Genomic DNA, 16,924 nt, shown 5'->3' on the forward strand with positions numbered 1-16,924 from the left:
TGTGGGGCGTCCCTTATTTTTTGACGGTGGAGTCTTTGCGCTTAGCCCGCTGCACGGACCAGCTGGGCTAGTTGTTCAAAATGCGAGTAGTTGAAACCGTGCGCTGCATCTTCGAATACCGACAACTTTGCATTCGGAGCGTCAGCCACAAGGCGTAACCCAAAGTCCGGTGGCGACAGTGAATCCTTCGTGCCACAAACTACATCGACAGGAACAGGCACCGATCCTAAATAGTCAATGGTCGGGTAATCGAGCATCTGCGCGCAACTCTTAGCCCACCACGGAATACCGCATCGCAGATAGTCAACGAGCAAGATAGCCTTGACCGCATTTAACTCATGGGGAAAATCCTGCAAGAGCCTGCGAGCCTGCCGGAAGAGCGTATCTTCTCGGTCATTAACCGCTGGCGCAGCAATGATCAGGTGTTTGAGTAGCTCAGGACGACTACGAGCAATCTCGATGGACACCTGAGCTCCCATCGAATGTCCCAAAATGACCGCGTCTTTCACATTTAATGTGCGTAAGGCGAGGGAGACCTCGTGAGCAAAGCGTGCCACGCTTACCGGCCTGCCGTCATCCATGTTCTTACCGTGGCCAGGCAACTCAGGAACGATCACTCGATGGTCACGGGACAACTCTTGAGCTAGGGGAGTGAAATACCGGCTGGAGGCTCCAAGCCCATGAATGAGCACCACATCAGGGCCAGTTCCTGCCACGCGTACCGATAATCGGGTACGTAACGTCTCCGGGATCTGTCCAAAATAGCCGTGCCGCACACGTACCCTTCCGTCCGCGGACGATGCCACGAAAAAACTTAGTATTTATTTGCTGAAGGCTCTACTCTAGCCAAGATCTGCGCCGAGTAGATGCAGGTCAGCTTTAGGGCAGCCCTACGGAATGTTCCTCGATGGCTGCCCGCAAATCTTCTGGGAAGATTTCCTTGAGATCCTCTTCGTAGGCACCTCCGTCGCCAGGGACACGGATCTGATCGCCATCAATGCGAAAAGGATAGGACTCACCCTGTAGTAGTTCTTGCTCAGAAGTTGAAGCAGAAGCTGACGTCATGCAATCGGCCCAGCCATAGGTTGTATCGCCGTCTTGCCGAAATACCTCAACTTGGCAGGAAGGTGATTCAATCCACGAGCTTTGCTCTTCGACTCTATCGACGAGTCGAGCGCGTTCATCATCGCTCAGGGTCGGCGGTACATCGCCAGAACTACACGCGATGGTACCGAACGTGACGACGGCTACTAAAAAAGTGCCAGCGCACCATCGCTTCAGGACAGTCCCCATTTTACTTGCCAACTCCTTGGAAGATCGTGAAGCTTATTTTTCCTTGAGTTGCCCAGCAATACAAGCTGGGCACCGTATATCTCAAGCTGTTCGCAAAAAATCTGATGCGTGTTCAATGCATTGCGGTGAGGACTCGAACGGGTAGACGTCACGTCATCGATGCCAATCGCGACCGTCTGCAAGCGATACGCTTAAAGACATGAGTGCACAAATTAAGGTTGCGGTGCTTGGTGCCGCAGGACGAATGGGCGAGGAAGCTGTTAAAGCTGTTTCCGCGGCCGCCGATATGGAACTCGTGGCCAGCCTCGGACGCGGCGCGGACCTCAACGAGATTCTGGAGGCCGGAGCAACCCACATCGTTGACCTGTCGGTCCCGGCAGCTACCGAAGCTAACGTGCGTTTTGCCGTGGAAAACGGACTGCACGCCGTGGTGGGAACCACTGGATGGGATGAGGAACGCCGCTCCAACCTTGAAGGGTTACTCGCGCAGCACCCGGAAGTTGGTGTGTTGATCGCGCCAAACTTTGCCCTCGGCTCCGTGCTTGCCAGTGCATTTGCGGCCACCGCTGCTAAATACTTTGAATCGGTAGAGATTATCGAACTGCACCACCCGAATAAAGTGGATGCTCCCAGCGGAACTGCGGTACGCACCGCCGAGCTGATCGCTGCCGCTCGTAAGGCTGCAGGTGTTGCGAAAAGCCCAGACGCCACCGATACACAGCTCGATGGTGCTCGAGGTGCCCTCGTAGACGATGTGCATGTGCACTCGGTGCGTTTACGTGGCTTGGTAGCCCACCAGGAAGTCCTCTTTGGCGGGCCGGGCGAGCAGTTCACCTTGCGCCACGATTCCTATGACCGCGCCTCGTTTATGCCAGGTGTGCTCTTGGGTCTGCGAAAGGTTTCGGCACATGCCGGCCTGACTTATGGACTAGACGGATATTTGGAGTTGGGCCAGTGAAAACGAAACTCTGGGTAGGCGTAATTCTGCTTGTATTTGCCTTGTATATTTTTATGTCCTTCACCCAAGCGGTGCGTTTCATGAGCACCGGCGAACCGATCGCTATCGCCATGGGAGTAGCGGTCTTCGTGATTCCCGCTTTGGGTGTGTGGATCTTGATTCGCGAGGTGCTCCTTGGGCTTCGTACGGAAAAAATGGGCAAGACCCTTGCCGAGCTTGGGGAGCTTCCCGAAGATCTTCCTCGGATGCCCTCGGGGCGGTTCATTCGTGAAGCCGCGGATGCTGACTTCCCACGTCATAAGGAAGATGTCGAAGCGAATCCGGAGTCGTGGAAGTCTTGGTACCGTTTGGCTTTGGCTTATGACGCCAGCGGGGACCGCAAGCGTGCACGTTCTTCGATGCGTACAGCGGTGAACTTCTTTGTTGCCGATAAAAAAGCTTCGGCATCGAGCGACAAATAGAGCTTCAGAGCACTGATAAGGGAGTACCTAAACCCGCTTGGGTTTTGGTACTCCCTTTAGTTTTCGCTGCAGAATCTCGTCGGACTAGGTCACCGGTAGCCAGATGCACCGTTCAACAGAATCATCTTTCTCAACCACGTTATAAAGCTTCCATCCCTCGGGTTCTGAGTCTTCGGTAGTGCTCATCCCGTTGCCTGCGATGCTAATGCCGCGAATTTGATCATGGGCCGCGAACTCTTGCTTCGTTGCTTTGTTTGGTGCCAAATAGTATGGCTCGTCAAAGGGGAGGATATCTCCAGGAATGGCTTCGTTACAGATGCCGCCATAACCGCGCTTTGGGGCGGTCTGTACCGGGAGCCACGTCTTGTTTTTGCCGATCTGCTCTACGGAGATGGTTCTAGTTTCTTTCCAAGTTCCTCCTTGGGCACATGACCGGTCTGTATCAAACATGGTTCGTCGTGTTTCCATGATTTTGATTCCACCTGGTACTGCGGTGACCTTGTTCACTGAGTCCCCGCAGCTACGTTCCACAGCAATTGGCTCTAGCAGCTGTTTCGGCTTCTGTGCATCAGCCAGCCAAAGATACATGAAGGTTGCATAGGCATTTCCATCTGAATATTCCAAGGTGGCTGCGGCGTCTTCAACGCCATCGTCATTCAAGTCTGAGTAGACTACGTCGCCGAGTTTGTAGGATGGTGAAAGCTTCTCGTCATCCTTGCTGACGGACTTTCCGTCCTGTAGTTTTACGATGGGACGTGGCTTGTTCTCATACCCTTCGCCCAACTTCCAATCTGTGTTGCCCAAGTCAAAATCTCGAAGGCTTAAAACTGTCGGTGAGGGAGAAAGCGTCGGCGCGCTGAGCTGTTCTGCTGGGGCAGAAGAGCACCCTACGAGGGTAAGTAGAAGTGCAATAGCTGAAATTTTTACCGAGAGGGTATCGGTTTTACTTCTGCCACGTCCATGTTTTCTCATAAGGAAAGTGTAACTACACACTTGTCAGTCGTTCAAAACGCCTAACTTTTATTTCGTTCTTGAATGACGCCGGTAGGCTATTTCGGGTCACTATTCTTTTCGTCAGTTGGCAGGACGCTCAGATAACGTACGCCAGCCTCAAGCGGCCCGGCCTTGCCCGAATGGTGCAGTATCAACGCAGCCAGCAACATGAGAACACACAGCGTCCACCATTGAACCCAGGCAGAAAGGCCCACCTGCAACAGCGGCAGTAAGACCAAATGCCCAATGTATAACGTGAGTGGTGCCCGTCCAGCTGCTGCCAGTAGCGCTCCGGCATACCCTAGGTGGGGAGTCACTAAGAGCAGTATTGCCAACAGCGCCAGCGCGCATGCTGCGGCATGAATCGTGAAGATCATCGAACCCGAATGCGCGGTTGGCAACCAGATGTAGGACGATTCGCTCAAAAAACGGTCAAGATTGCCGGACGGAGAACGTCCAGTGACCATTGCGGTGAAAATCTGTGATCGTGGGATGCCAGCGACGGTACCTACTGCGGTTATCCACGGCAAGATTTTGAGCCAACCAATGAGCAGACTTAGTGCCGCGATAACTACTGCGCCGGCGCCCATCCAAGCGACGGTTTTCTTCTGTGAAAGGGGTAGCTTTCCGACAGCAACCCCCAATAAGCCAAAACCTATCCAAATCAACAACGGGTAATAGCCGGTAACTAGCAGATCAGCCAGAAGCAGACCGGGATGCGCGAAGTCGGTAAATGTGGGGTTATGTCCTAAAGATTGCGCAGCTTCGGCTGCAGCAAGCGGCCGCCAAGCCAACGGTGCGATGACCAGCCAGAAGACGGACAGAACCCATAATGCCCGCGCAGGCAGGTAGAGCGCTGGAATTAGCAGCAGAAATAGTAAGCCGTAGTGCACCAGGATGTTTGCTATCGATTCATTGACTGGGCCAATGAGTAAACCTAACACCGCGATGACCAAAGCTCTGCGCACTAACACGCCCACAGAAGCCTTCCGGGATAGCCCCTTGCGCTGTAAGGAACGGGCAAAGAGAGTTAGTGAAACGCCTGCCAGCACCATAAAGAGTACCGAAGCGCGGCCATTGGCGGTCGCTCCAGTGAAGGTCGGGGATAAGATCCCGGAATTGTCGAGGGCAAAGAGATCAAAGATATGGGCGGCGAACATTCCCAAGATCGCCAACGCCCGAGTAGCGTCTAATCCGGTTAGTCTGCGCGACTTCGTTTGCACGTGCATAGACATATCGCATCACGTAACTACATGAATATGCCATCGTGACACTTCCGCGTGTAGATTTAAGCCATGGCAACTAGTGAAATTGATAATCAGTCATTCCCCTTCGGCACCGTACTGACCGCGATGGTCACCCCTTTCACCGAGGCAGGTGAGGTTGACTATGATGTCGCCGCGAAGCTGGCTATCAAACTCGTTGATGAAGGCTGTGACGGATTGGTCGTTACCGGCACCACCGGCGAGACTTCCACGCTGACCGATGACGAGAATATTGAAATGTTCCGCACCGTCGTTAACGCCGTGGGAGACCGTGCAGCGGTACTTGCGGGGTCCACGACTAATGACACTCGCCACTCTATCCGCCTGTCTTTGCGCGCCAAGGAAGCCGGAGTACACGGCATCCTGATTACCGCTCCGTACTACAACAAGCCAAGCCAGGCCGGTGTTATCGCCCACGTTAAGGCGATTGTCGAGGCCGTGGATCTTCCAGTGATGATGTATGACATTCCTGGACGCACCGGAATCGCGCTGAGCCCAGAAACTATCATTGAATTAGCGCAGATCCCACAGGTGATCGCGCTCAAGGATGCCAAGGCCGACTACCAGTCGACCACCACGGTGTTGGCGAACACCGATTTGCACGTTTATTCAGGCGATGACGGGTTGACCTTGCCGCTTATGGCAGCAGGCGCCGCAGGAGTCGTCTCTGTGACGGCTCACGTTGCGGCGGCTAAATACCGTACGCTTGTTGATGCGATGCATGCTGGCGATTTGGCCACTGCACGCGCTACACACTTCGAGCTGGATCCGATCCAGCGCGGCATCATGGGCCACATTCAGGGCGCAGTTGCTGCAAAATATGGACTTCACTGGCAGGGTGTCCTGCCGAACACCGTCGTTCGATTGCCACTACTGGCACCATCGGACGCAGAACTCGATGCCATCCGCGCGGATCTACGTGAAGGTGGATGGGATCTTTAACGAAAGGGCTTAACCGCTTATGACTGAAAGTTCGGTAGGCAAGGCCGATACTGCGCGTATGCAGAAACCATCCAAGCTGAAGAAGGGGACTTTACGTACCGTTCCGCTGGGCGGATTGGGCGAAGTTGGCCGCAATATGACCGTATTCGAGATCAACGGCAAGCTGTTGATCATCGACTGCGGAGTGCTCTTCCCAGAAGAGCACCAGCCAGGCGTGGACTTGATCCTGCCTGACTTCTCCTACATCAAGGATCGCCTCGAGGACATCGTTGGTGTGGTGCTGACTCACGGTCACGAAGACCACATCGGTGCCGTTCCGTACCTGCTGCGTCTGCGCGAAGATATCCCGCTGTACGGTTCGAAGCTGACCCTGGCGTTTATCGAAGCTAAATTGGCTGAACACCGTATCAAGGCGATCACCAACGTAGTTGCCGAGAACGAGATCGCTCAGATCAGTGAATTTGAATGCGAATTCGTCGCTGTGAACCACTCGATCCCTGACGCGTTGGCAGTGTTTGTACGTACCGAAGCCGGTACCGTGCTGCACACCGGTGACTTCAAAATGGATCAGTTGCCACTGGATGGCCGCATCACCGACCTGCGCCACTTCGCCAAGCTGGGTGAAGAAGGTGTGGACTTGTTCCTCACCGACTCCACCAACGCCGAGGTACCGGGATTCACCGTGGCCGAACGCGAAATTGGTCCGGTGCTCGAAGCAAAGTTCGCTCGTGCCCGTCGCCGTATTATCGTGGCCTCCTTCTCCTCGCACGTTCACCGCGTGCAGCAGGTGCTCGATGCCGCAGCGATGCACGGCCGCAAGGTCGCGTTCATTGGCCGTTCGATGGTACGCAATATGGGTATCGCTGAGCGTCTGGGTTACCTGCACATCCCGCAGGGTGTCGTTGTAGACCTCAAGCAGATCGATCAGTTGCCCGATGACAAGGTCGTGCTGATGTCCACCGGTTCGCAGGGCGAGCCAATGGCAGCACTGTCCCGTATGGCCAACGGCGAGCACAAGGTTCAGATCAACCCGGGTGACACCGTCATCCTGGCTTCGAGCCTTATCCCAGGTAACGAGAATGCAGTCTTCCGCGTGATCAATGGTCTGATGCGTTTGGGCGCAGAGGTCATCCACAAGGGCATGGCCAAGGTGCACGTCTCCGGACACGCCTCGGCCGGCGAGCTGTTGTACTGCTACAACATCGTCCGCCCTAAGAACGTACTGCCGGTACACGGCGAAACCCGTCACCTGATCGCCAACGGCCGTCTGGCCGCGCTGTCCGGTGTTCCTGAAGAGAACGTGATCTTGGCCGAAGACGGCTCGGTCATCGACCTCAAGGGCGGCGTAGCCGAACTTGTTGGTCAGGTTGAATGCGGTTATGTCTACGTTGATGGTTCCAAGGTTGGCACCATTACCGACGAAGATCTCAAAGACCGCGTCACCTTGGGTGAAGAAGGTTTCATCTCGGTCATCACCGTGATCAACCGCCAGAACGGCACCTTGATCTCCGGACCGGATATCCACGCCCGCGGCGTTGCCGAGGACGATGCGGTATTCAACGAGATCAAGCCGAAGATCGCAGCAGCAATCCTGGAGGCAGTGGCGAATAACCCGAACCACTCCACCCACCAGCTGCAGCAGATTGTCCGTCGCGTCATCGGTTCGTGGGTGTCGCGCAAGCTGCGCCGCCGTCCGATGATCGTGCCGGTCGTGCTCGAAGCCTAAAGAACAAAATAAGTATTGCCTCAAACCAATTCTGGTTTGAGGCATTACTTATATCTGCGGAAGTATCTCAGGCTTATGATGTGCTCATGAGAAAGATTTCGGCGCAGAGTTCAAATAGATTGTTGCTCCCGATGGGAGCACTAGCGCTGATCGCGGGCGTGATCTGTGGCCTACTCGTGGTAGTGCTGATGTGGTTTTCGTCCCGCGATGAGGCGGTTATGGAGCCGGGCTCCGTCTCAACGACGGGCGGATTTTGGCTCGAATATGGAGTATTTGCGGTTTATGCGGCGCTCATCGGTGGGGGAATTGCATTATTTCCGGGGCTGGGAGCTTATGTTGCAGTCTTCATTCAAGAGCTCAATAACCCGGATGCCTCGGGACAACGTCAAGCACTGTGGGCCGGATGGGGAGCTAGCATTGGTTCACTGCTACCCGCGCTGGTTTTGCTTGTTTTCTACCTCTCGGATCCATCGGATCACAGCATCTTGTATGTGGCCGCAGGCTTTGTTCTTCTCTGTTTTGCGCTGACTTACGTGCTCATTTATATGTTGCTGGGCTATTTGCAACGAAGAGATCACCGGACCGTCAAGAATAGTTTGCAGGCTCAAATCTCCTAATTGGTGATATCAGGTTTTATCGATATCACTGCAACGTATTAAATATCGACAAGTCGACTTCGACTCGCATACGATCAACCCATGGCAAATCCTGCAAAACAAGCCAATGACTCGTTCACGCTACCGATCTTTGGTGTGGCGATAGTACTAGGGGTGCTCTTCGGGGCCGCACTGAGCACAGTCATTTTCTGGCCGGTGCTAACTCACGGGTCTTCGAATACATCGGTTAATTTTATCGGCGGACTTTTGCTTGCGGCGTTTAACGGTGCCTGGATTGGTGGTGTCATCGCAATCTTCCCAGCCACCGGTGCGGTGATTGGCTTAGCAATCGGTGACAAGAAGAACGCCAGCGCTGACGCCAGCCAACAGGCCAAGGTTGGTGCAATCGGAGCGCTGATTGGCGGACTATTGGTCGTCGTAGGGCTGTCCTTGTTTCTTTACGTGAGCCTTGGGCCAGCTGTTTTTCTTGCCACCGCTGTCATCTTTCTCGGGCTGTGCTTCGCCGTTGCATGGAAAACTATTGGTTCGTTAGAGCAACGACGCGCGTCAAAGAGGAACTTTTAGCTGAAAATCGGCCGACGTACTCGCATGAGTCGCAGGCTAGGTCAACTGAAAGATTCAAAATTAGGTTCGCATGAATCTATTCCGGCCCGCAATTCTCTCCTTGGTTAGAACGGTCTTTAACAAGAATGAACGATATGGTTGGCGAGAAAAAGCGCTGCCTTCTGCAAAAAACTTCGTGGCAGCTGCTTCCGCTGATCTCCAGCATGGTCTGGATGTTCTTGTTGCTCGTAGTGGACCCACTATTGGTTGACGCACCGTGGTGGAGTTACTTTGACTTCAGCTTTTGGTTTGCTCTGGCCATCCCACTAATTCCTTGGCTCGGAATCGCATCTCTCATGGCGATCCTGGGTGTGGCCGTCTCTTCTCGGCTGAGCAGTTTGCTACTTAGCCTGACCGCTTTAGCGATGGGAATTATCCCCGGCATTGTCTGGACGTTGCTGTTAAGTGACGTTTTTGATGGTGCAAGTTCTTTGCCGCTTACGCTCAGTGTCTCCCTCGCTGCGGGAACAATAGCGGTACCCCTGTCGTTGATCGTGCTCGCAAGGACATTTGTGGCCCGACGAAAGAAAGCTAGGGTGCCAACGAGTGCGTTTAATAATGGGTCTGAAGGCCAACCTGACCAATAAATTATGCGGGTAGATCTCCATCCCAGCTGTTTTTCAAGTGACGAAGAAGAAAACGGCATCGGCAGGAGGATCTGCACGCCCTGCACGTCTCTGGAATATTCCAGCAAAACCTTGCCAGTCTAAACTTCCGCGAGTATCGCTGAACCCAACGCGTTAGAAAACCCGCTTGTAACCGCGTCTTCGGCCTGAGCCAGAGGCATTCCACTCAAGCCTGTGATCATCACGGCTGAAGCGATTCGGACGGAGGGATCGGCGAAGCAGTCCTCCACGATAACTTTGAATCAGATACCCTCCTAAGGCTGGCCTGTATGGACCTAGCGTGTCGACACGGATTCCATTAAATGAGTAAATTCTGAACTGCTGTGATCGTGGAGCCGTTTTAAGGCAGAATTAGGCGCAACGACATGACAAGGAGTCAACGATGCTCGGGTACAACGCATGATCGAGTTCGAGAACGTTTCCAAGCACTATGTCGACGGAACGATGGCCGTCGAGAATTTCAGCCTGACAATTCCTGCTCGCAAGACCACGGTTTTTGTTGGTTCCTCGGGATGTGGCAAAACCACCTTGCTGCGCATGATCAACCGCATGGTTGATCCAAGCTCGGGGTCGATCCGCATTGACGAACAAGAAATCTCGACGAAACCCGCCGTGGCCTTGCGCCGAAGCATTGGTTACGTCATGCAGAATTCCGGACTGCTGCCGCACTTTACCGTCGCGGAAAACATCGCCACGGTCCCCAGGCTTGAAGGCCAATCCCGCAAATCCTCGCGAGTCCGCGCCTTGGAACTGATGGAAACCGTGGGCCTGCCCGCATCCATGGCAGATCGCTACCCCCATCAGCTGTCGGGTGGGCAGCAGCAACGTGTAGGCGTAGCCCGGGGTCTGGCTTCAGACCCGAATATTTTACTTATGGATGAGCCCTTTGGTGCGGTGGACCCAATCGTCCGCGCAGAGCTTCAACAAGAGCTCATCCGGCTTCAACAGGAGCTGGACAAGACCATAGTTTTTGTTACCCACGATATCGATGAAGCATTTTTGCTCGGCGACCAAGTGGTGATCCTCGCTGCCGGGGCGCAAAAGCTGCAAGTAGGCAGTCCTAGCGAAATCATCGAAGATCCTGCCAATGACTTTGTTGCCTCGTTCATCGGTACCGATAGGGGCGCCAGGGCGCTGAGCGTCAAACACACGCCGCACGGTAGGGTCCTCGTTGATTCGCAAGGGCGTACTCAAGGACGACTCATCGAAGACGGCTCCAGCTCGTGAACTGGATAGCTGAGAACATAGGCCTCATCGGTTCACTGTCGCTAGAACACCTGCGACAGAGTCTGATTGCGATCTTAGTGGGATTCTTATTGTCGATTCCGTTGGGCTGGGTGGCCTGGAGATATCGTCTCGTTCGCGGGCCTGTGGTGACGTTGACCGGGCTGCTCTACACCATTCCTTCGCTGGCACTGCTGATGATTCTGCCTGTGCTCACCGGCATGAGCGCAATCAGCGAAGCTAACCTCATCGTCGCGTTAACGCTCTATGCTGTGGCAATTATGGTTCGTGGGGTTGTCGATGGACTGGATTCAGTTGACCCAGCGGCGCGCTCAGCGGCGACTGCGCTGGGCTATGGCTCAGCACGCAGGTTTTTCGCGGTAGACCTGCCGCTGGCAGGACCTGTGATCCTGGCAGGTCTTAGAGTGACCGCAGTCAGCAGCATTTCTTTGGCAACGGTAGGTATTTTGGTGGGAGTCACCAACCTGGGCTACCTGTTTACCAACGGATTGCAACGCCGCATCATCGAAGAGGTATTTGCCGGAATTCTCGCGGTCGCATTGATTGCCTTGGCTGTGGACCTATTGCTCATCCTGATTGGGCGATGGCTGATGCCATGGACACGAGATCCTAAGAAGTCACAGCAAGCCGTCAAGCACGCTACCCGGCAGCAGGTGTCCTAATGGATCTTATTAACAAAGCAATTCAGTGGCTCCTCGCGCCGGCGCAATGGGAAGGCAGCGGGGGACTGCAGACTTTGCTCGGACAGCATCTACTATTCACCGTGGTGACAGTAGCCATCGCTGGACTGATTGCTATTCCGGCCGGATGGGCCATTGGGCATACGGGTAAGGGACGCGAAATTGCCGTGGGTGCCGCGGGAATCGCCCGAGCCGTGCCATCTTTTGGCCTATTGATCTTATTGGTATTGATATTTGGTGTACTGCACAAGCCTGAGGCCGCGGTGCTTACCTTCGTGTTGTTAGCCATTCCCTCGCTCCTTGCCGGTGCCTACACGGGTTTTGAAGCGATCGACAGGAAAACCATCGATGCGGCCCGTGCCATGGGCATGACCGAATGGCAGATCCTCTTCAAGGTAGAGATCCCGTTGGGTTTGCCGTTGCTCGTAGGCGGAATCAGATCAGCGGTCTTGCAGGTCGTCGCGACGGTGACCATCGCAGCCTACGTAAACCTTGGTGGACTGGGACTGCCCATTATCACCGGGCTGAACTTGCGCCGCTTCGACATGGTGCTTGGGGGAGCACTTATGGTTGCCGTGCTCGCGCTGCTTTTGGACGTGATTTTTGCTTTGGCACAAAAACTCGCGGTACCAGCTGGGGTGGGAGGCGTAAAAAAGAAAATGCCCGGCAAAGTTGCGCTGGCCAATGAAGCCGATAAAGATACAAATAAGAGCCCTGGCTATTTGAAGTCCAACGAAAAGGAAATGTCATGAAGCTAAAACGCATTATCACTACGTCAGCCGCAGTAATGGCTGGAAGCCTCGCCTTGGCTAGCTGCGGCGGGGGAGATCCGCTGGCAACCGAGAGCAACTCCGCTCCGGCAAGTGGCGAGAAAATTGTTGTCGGCTCACAGGCTTACTACTCCAATGAAATCGTTGCGGAAATCTACGCTCAGGCGCTAGAAGGTGCCGGCAAGGAAGTTGAACGAAAGTTCAACATCGGTCAGCGCGACGCTTACATGCCACAGCTCGAAGATGGTGCCATCGACGTGTTCCCGGAGTACACCGGTAACCTGCTGCAATTCTTCAAGGACGATACTAAGGCCCGCGCTTCGGACGAAGTGTACAAAGAACTCGAAGCTGAGTTGCCAGATTCATTAGCAGTTCTTGAGCAAGCGAAAGCTTCAGACCAAGACTCATACACTGTGACTCGAAAGTTCGCTGATGAAAATGAGCTGAAGTCCATTGCAGATTTGGCTGGCGTTTCAACGAAACTGACTTTGGGTGGCCCGCCAGAACTTGCCGAACGCCCGTATGGTCCCAAGGGGCTTGAAAGCGTCTACGGAGTCAAGGCTGACTTCTCCGGAACAGGTGACACGACGGTAGAGGAATTGGTCGCCGGGACCGTGAACGTGGCCAACGTATTTACCGCTGACCCGCGTATCAAGACCGAGGATCTAGTGGTACTTGACGACCCGAAGTCTCTGTTCCTTGCCTCGAACGTTGTGCCAGTAGTGTCTGCTGATTTGTCCTCGGACCTGGCTGCCGTGCTGAATCCAGTCAGCGAAAAGCTGGATGCAGGCACGCTGGTGGAACTAAACGTGCAGAGTACCGTTGATAAAAAATCGGCTGCAGACATTGCTTCGGCATGGTTAGCTTCCGAGGGACTGTAAGCGCCGTGAACCAACAAGGCCTACGGAGCGTTCATAGGTATTGTGTCTAGTTTCGATACCTGAATCTTTGAACTGTGGTCTGCCGAATTTCAGTCGCGAAGTAGGTTTGCGCACTGTACACAGAGCTGAGGGTTTGTCGCTTCGGATCCTGTGCGTCGATTCAACTAAAACACCGTAATCTGCTCGAGCCTTAGAAGTCGGCACGAGCAGATTCGTATGTGATCTGTCCGCAACCTTCGCCACGAGTGTTTCACTAAATAGCTTGCTGGTCTGCCAAGAAGTATTTTTCGTTTAGCGATGTCGTTGAACAACAGCAGGAGAAAAATGTCGGTATCTCCGAACAACTATCAATACACCGCATCTGAGAATGGTGTGTATAACGGTGAAGGCAAGAAGAACTTCATCGTTACCTGGCTGCTGTCGTGGTTCCTAGGCGTTCTGGGAGTCGACCGATTTTACCTAGGGAAAATTGGCACAGGTATCCTAAAACTTGTCACGCTGGGAGGCTTCGGAATTTGGGCCTTGATAGATATTATTCTCATCCTGTGCGGCACCATGCGCGACAAGTCAGGTTATTCCCTGGCCGGCTACGAGCAGCACAAGAAGGTGGCGCTGATAGTCACGGTCATCTTCATGGTTCTCGGTATCGGCACCAGCTGGGAAAACTTCAGCTACTAACCCGAACAGTGCTCAGCGGAGTGGCCAAGTACGTCGCACGATTCTTTCTTGGGAGTTTTTGCTCAGACAGCCCATCTACCCCGTACTTAGCCGTCCGCTGGTTCGGCGTTTACCACCTAGCCTGACCGCCGGTCACACACTAGCGCTGTCGGAATCACGCAGAGAATACGGCACTGTGACCAATAGCGGGTAGTACCAATCCCCGGCCAGACGTGTAAATTCGGCTGGTATTCAGTAGGTGGCGATACCCTAGAACTATGGCCTCACGCACTCAGTCGCAGGGGGAGAGGAAGCCGACGACGCGCAAACCGCGAACGTCGAGCTCTTCGCCTGCCAAAAAAACGCCCGAGAACCCGGAACAGGATCTCGCTCTTCCACTGCGCGCAATTCGCAGCATGTGGATGGGCATCGCCCGGATTTTTGGTGGCGCCTTCCGCCGCATCGGCGCGACGGTCAAACCCGACTTTGAGCTACGCCGTGACGGCACCGGACTCTTTCTCACGCTGATCGCGATCACCATTGCCATCGTCGAGTGGTGGGGCCTACGCGATGTGGGCTGGTTCGGACGCGGCGTGCACGCGGTGGCCGGAGGCTCAGTGGGCTTCATGGCGGTACTGTTGCCGGTGATACTGTTCATCGGTGCCTTCCGACTCTTCCGCTACCCGGAAGCAGACGCATCAAATAACCGCATCGGAATTGGCCTGTTGATGATGACCCTGGCAGGGGCCTCTGTGGCCGCCTTGGCCAACGGATCACCGTCGGTCAGTGACGATTTCTCTGCCCTCTGGGCTGCCGGCGGCATGGTCGGGTCGATCCTGGGCACCCCGTTAGGACTGATGATCTCGGTCCCCGGCGCGATGGCAGTACACATCTTCTTCCTTATTCTTTCGGTGCTCGTGATGACCGCGACCCCGCCATTGCAGATCGCCTCGCGCGTGCGCATTGGTTACAACCGGTTGCTCGGTCAGGACCCACACCGCGAACGTACCGCGCCCACGGTGGCGCAGTCTGCGGTACTGGACCCCCACGCCGAAACACACGACCAGACCTATCTATACCCGGATGCTGAGCATGAGCCAGCGGCGAAGCCGAAGAAGAAGAATTTCTTCGAACGCCGTGCGGAGGCTAAACGCGTCTCCGAGGTATACAACGTAGATGGCGACGGACACGACGAGCGCCCCGGTGATGTCGCCTACGATAAAGCCGTCATTGACCCCGCGGAGCCCGCAACCAACGCGCTGCCCCTTTCCGAGATCTACGACGCGGATTCCACCGCCACCGAGGCAATTGCGCGTCCAGACCTGGCCGCTAAATCCGCGGCTGCTGCCGCTCCTGCTGTCCCGCCACCGGGCGTCAAACGCCCCACCAAGGCCGAGGCCGAGATGGCTGCGATCATGGAACAAGTTGGCCTAAACAGTGTCAGCGAACCCGAGCCAGACACCGATGCGATGCCGACCGTCGCGGTGAACCACACCCGACCGGCTCCCGCACTGGAACCAATCCCGCAGCGTACCGAACAGCTTCAGCTTTCCGGCGATGTCACCTATACGCTGCCACAAGATGACTTCCTGCCCGCTGGCCCGCCAGCTAAGGAAGCTTCCGAGGCCAACGAGGCCATCGTGGCCGCGCTGACCAACACCCTGCAACAGTTTAAGGTCGACGCGCACGTCACCGGATTCTCGCGTGGCCCAACGGTGACCCGCTACGAAATTGAGCTCTCTCCGGGCACCAAGGTGGAAAAGGTCACCGCGCTGTCCAAGAACATCTCTTACGCGGTTGCCTCCTCGGACGTGCGCATCCTGTCGCCGATCCCCGGCAAGTCCGCCATCGGTATCGAGATTCCCAATACCGACAAGGAAATTGTTGCACTCGGTGATGTGCTGCGTTCCAACAACGCACGAAAGACCGAACACCCAATGGTGATGGGAGTAGGCAAGGACGTCGAGGGCGGCTTCGTCGTGGCGAACCTGGCTAAGATGCCTCACCTCTTGGTCGCCGGTGCTACCGGTGCCGGTAAATCTTCGTTCGTGAATTCCATGATCACTTCGATCTTGATGCGTTCCACCCCGGACGAGGTGCGCATGGTGATGGTTGACCCTAAGCGTGTGGAGCTCACCGCCTACGAGGGCGTGCCACACCTGATCACCCCGATCATCACCAACCCGAAGAAGGCCGCCGAGGCACTGCAGTGGGTGGTCCGTGAAATGGACACTCGCTACGATGACCTGGCGAACTTCGGTTACAAGCACATCGACGACTTCAACAAGGGCGTGCGTGCCGGCAAGGTGATCCCGCCCGAGGGGTCCAAGCGCGTGATGAAACCCTACCCATACCTGCTGGTCATCGTCGATGAGCTCGCCGACCTGATGATGGTTGCCCCACGAGATGTGGAAGATTCCATCGTGCGCATCACCCAGCTGGCGCGTGCCGCCGGCATTCATCTGGTGCTCGCTACGCAGCGTCCCTCGGTGGATGTGGTGACCGGCCTGATCAAGGCCAACGTGCCATCGCGCATGGCCTTCGCAACTTCCTCGGTCACCGACTCACGTGTGGTGCTCGATCAGCCCGGAGCCGAGAAGCTGCTCGGTCAGGGTGACGCGCTCTTCTTGCCCATGGGTACCTCCAAACCCATGCGTGTTCAGGGTGCCTGGGTGACCGAATCGGAAATCCAGCGCGTGGTCAACCACGTGCGCGGTCAGCTCAAGCCCGAATACCGTGATGATGTCACCCCGGTGGCTGAGAAAAAGAAGACCATCGATGAGGATATCGGCGACGATTTGGACTTGCTGTTGCAGGCCACCGAGCTTGTGGTCACCAGCCAGTTCGGTTCCACCTCGATGTTGCAGCGTAAGCTACGTGTTGGCTTCGCCAAGGCCGGACGCCTGATGGACCTGATGGAATCGCGCGGCGTGGTGGGACCTTCGGAGGGTTCCAAGGCCCGCGATGTGCTGATCCAGCCTGATGACCTGCCAATGGTGCTCGCCGCCATGCGTGGGGACGATGACGCCACCAACCATCAGGCCACCGCCGCCGAAGCAGCACTGGTTAACGAGGCCAATGTGAATCACGCCGAACCGGTGGACCTGGTTGCCCAGGACCTGGCTAAGCGGGAGCCCGCCACCGAATACTTTGATGAAGCCGACGAACCGGGCGAGGACGCCTGGGACCTGACAGGAAGAAACTAAA

The 16,924-nt window shown here is 55.4% G+C and carries 17 protein-coding genes; 13 read left to right on the top strand and 4 right to left on the bottom strand.

The features are described 5' to 3' along the window. Positions 1 to 41 precede the first annotated feature (41 nt). Both IEX04_RS07375 and IEX04_RS07380 read right to left on the bottom strand, forming a co-directional pair. Entirely contained in the window at positions 42 to 806 is a 765-nt protein-coding gene (locus IEX04_RS07375) for an alpha/beta fold hydrolase (protein ID WP_170947737.1), read from the bottom strand. A 73-nt stretch (positions 807 to 879) separates the two neighbouring features. After that, the gene (locus tag IEX04_RS07380; RefSeq protein WP_141392865.1) at positions 880 to 1,065 is read right to left on the bottom strand and encodes a hypothetical protein; all 186 of its coding nucleotides are present in this window, start codon (positions 1,063 to 1,065) and stop codon (positions 880 to 882) included. Positions 1,066 to 1,492: 427 nt separating this feature from the next. On the opposite strand from IEX04_RS07380, the gene dapB reads away from it, so the two are divergent. After that, entirely contained in the window at positions 1,493 to 2,251 is a 759-nt protein-coding gene (gene dapB / locus IEX04_RS07385) for a 4-hydroxy-tetrahydrodipicolinate reductase (protein ID WP_096254518.1), read from the top strand. Beyond that, positions 2,248 to 2,712: a hypothetical protein gene (locus IEX04_RS07390; RefSeq protein WP_188684792.1), complete on the top strand. Its 465-nt coding sequence runs from the start codon at positions 2,248 to 2,250 to the stop codon at positions 2,710 to 2,712. The genes dapB and IEX04_RS07390 overlap by 4 nt, the downstream gene beginning before the upstream one ends. Positions 2,713 to 2,796: 84 nt before the next feature. Here the strand turns inward: IEX04_RS07390 and IEX04_RS07395 are convergent, their stop codons facing one another. Beyond that, positions 2,797 to 3,516 (bottom strand): hypothetical protein, encoded by a 720-nt coding sequence (locus IEX04_RS07395; protein ID WP_188684793.1) that lies wholly within the window; start codon positions 3,514 to 3,516, stop codon positions 2,797 to 2,799. Positions 3,517 to 3,761: 245 nt separating this feature from the next. Continuing rightward, positions 3,762 to 4,940, bottom strand: a complete 1,179-nt coding sequence (locus IEX04_RS07400) for a heparan-alpha-glucosaminide N-acetyltransferase domain-containing protein (protein ID WP_188684796.1) — start codon at positions 4,938 to 4,940, stop codon at positions 3,762 to 3,764. Between the two features lie 60 nt (positions 4,941 to 5,000). On the opposite strand from IEX04_RS07400, the gene dapA reads away from it, so the two are divergent. The 11 genes from dapA (at position 5,001) to IEX04_RS07455 (ending at position 16,923) form a co-directional block, all read left to right on the top strand. Next, positions 5,001 to 5,912 (top strand): 4-hydroxy-tetrahydrodipicolinate synthase, encoded by a 912-nt coding sequence (dapA, locus tag IEX04_RS07405; protein WP_096254514.1) that lies wholly within the window; start codon positions 5,001 to 5,003, stop codon positions 5,910 to 5,912. Between the two features lie 19 nt (positions 5,913 to 5,931). Continuing rightward, the gene (locus IEX04_RS07410) at positions 5,932 to 7,638 is read left to right on the top strand and encodes a ribonuclease J (RefSeq protein ID WP_096254513.1); all 1,707 of its coding nucleotides are present in this window, start codon (positions 5,932 to 5,934) and stop codon (positions 7,636 to 7,638) included. 86 nt (positions 7,639 to 7,724) lie between these two features. Further along, complete coding sequence (locus tag IEX04_RS07415) at positions 7,725 to 8,255, top strand: hypothetical protein (protein ID WP_188684798.1); 531 nt, start codon at positions 7,725 to 7,727, stop codon at positions 8,253 to 8,255. Positions 8,256 to 8,336: 81 nt separating this feature from the next. Further along, entirely contained in the window at positions 8,337 to 8,819 is a 483-nt protein-coding gene (locus tag IEX04_RS07420; protein ID WP_188684800.1) for a hypothetical protein, read from the top strand. Positions 8,820 to 8,953: 134 nt separating this feature from the next. Beyond that, entirely contained in the window at positions 8,954 to 9,445 is a 492-nt protein-coding gene (locus tag IEX04_RS07425; RefSeq protein WP_096254510.1) for a hypothetical protein, read from the top strand. 438 nt (positions 9,446 to 9,883) lie between these two features. Next, complete coding sequence (locus IEX04_RS07430; protein WP_188684802.1) at positions 9,884 to 10,711, top strand: ABC transporter ATP-binding protein; 828 nt, start codon at positions 9,884 to 9,886, stop codon at positions 10,709 to 10,711. Beyond that, a complete protein-coding gene (locus tag IEX04_RS07435; protein ID WP_188684804.1) occupies positions 10,708 to 11,391 on the top strand; it encodes an ABC transporter permease in 684 nt (227 codons plus the stop codon). Before IEX04_RS07430 ends, IEX04_RS07435 begins: the two co-directional genes overlap by 4 nt. Next, positions 11,391 to 12,161, top strand: coding sequence for an ABC transporter permease (locus tag IEX04_RS07440; RefSeq protein ID WP_188684806.1), 771 nt, complete (start codon positions 11,391 to 11,393; stop codon positions 12,159 to 12,161). The genes IEX04_RS07435 and IEX04_RS07440 overlap by 1 nt, the downstream gene beginning before the upstream one ends. Continuing rightward, positions 12,158 to 13,060: an ABC transporter substrate-binding protein gene (locus IEX04_RS07445; RefSeq protein WP_188684808.1), complete on the top strand. Its 903-nt coding sequence runs from the start codon at positions 12,158 to 12,160 to the stop codon at positions 13,058 to 13,060. Before IEX04_RS07440 ends, IEX04_RS07445 begins: the two co-directional genes overlap by 4 nt. 324 nt (positions 13,061 to 13,384) lie before the next feature. Continuing rightward, positions 13,385 to 13,738: a TM2 domain-containing protein gene (locus IEX04_RS07450; protein WP_188684810.1), complete on the top strand. Its 354-nt coding sequence runs from the start codon at positions 13,385 to 13,387 to the stop codon at positions 13,736 to 13,738. Between the two features lie 257 nt (positions 13,739 to 13,995). Next, a complete protein-coding gene (locus tag IEX04_RS07455) occupies positions 13,996 to 16,923 on the top strand; it encodes an FtsK/SpoIIIE family DNA translocase (protein WP_188684811.1) in 2,928 nt (975 codons plus the stop codon). The last annotated feature ends 1 nt before the right edge of the window (position 16,924 follow it).

The sequence above is a fragment of the Glutamicibacter ardleyensis genome, assembly GCF_014644555.1.
Taxonomy (GTDB): domain Bacteria; phylum Actinomycetota; class Actinomycetes; order Actinomycetales; family Micrococcaceae; genus Glutamicibacter; species Glutamicibacter bergerei.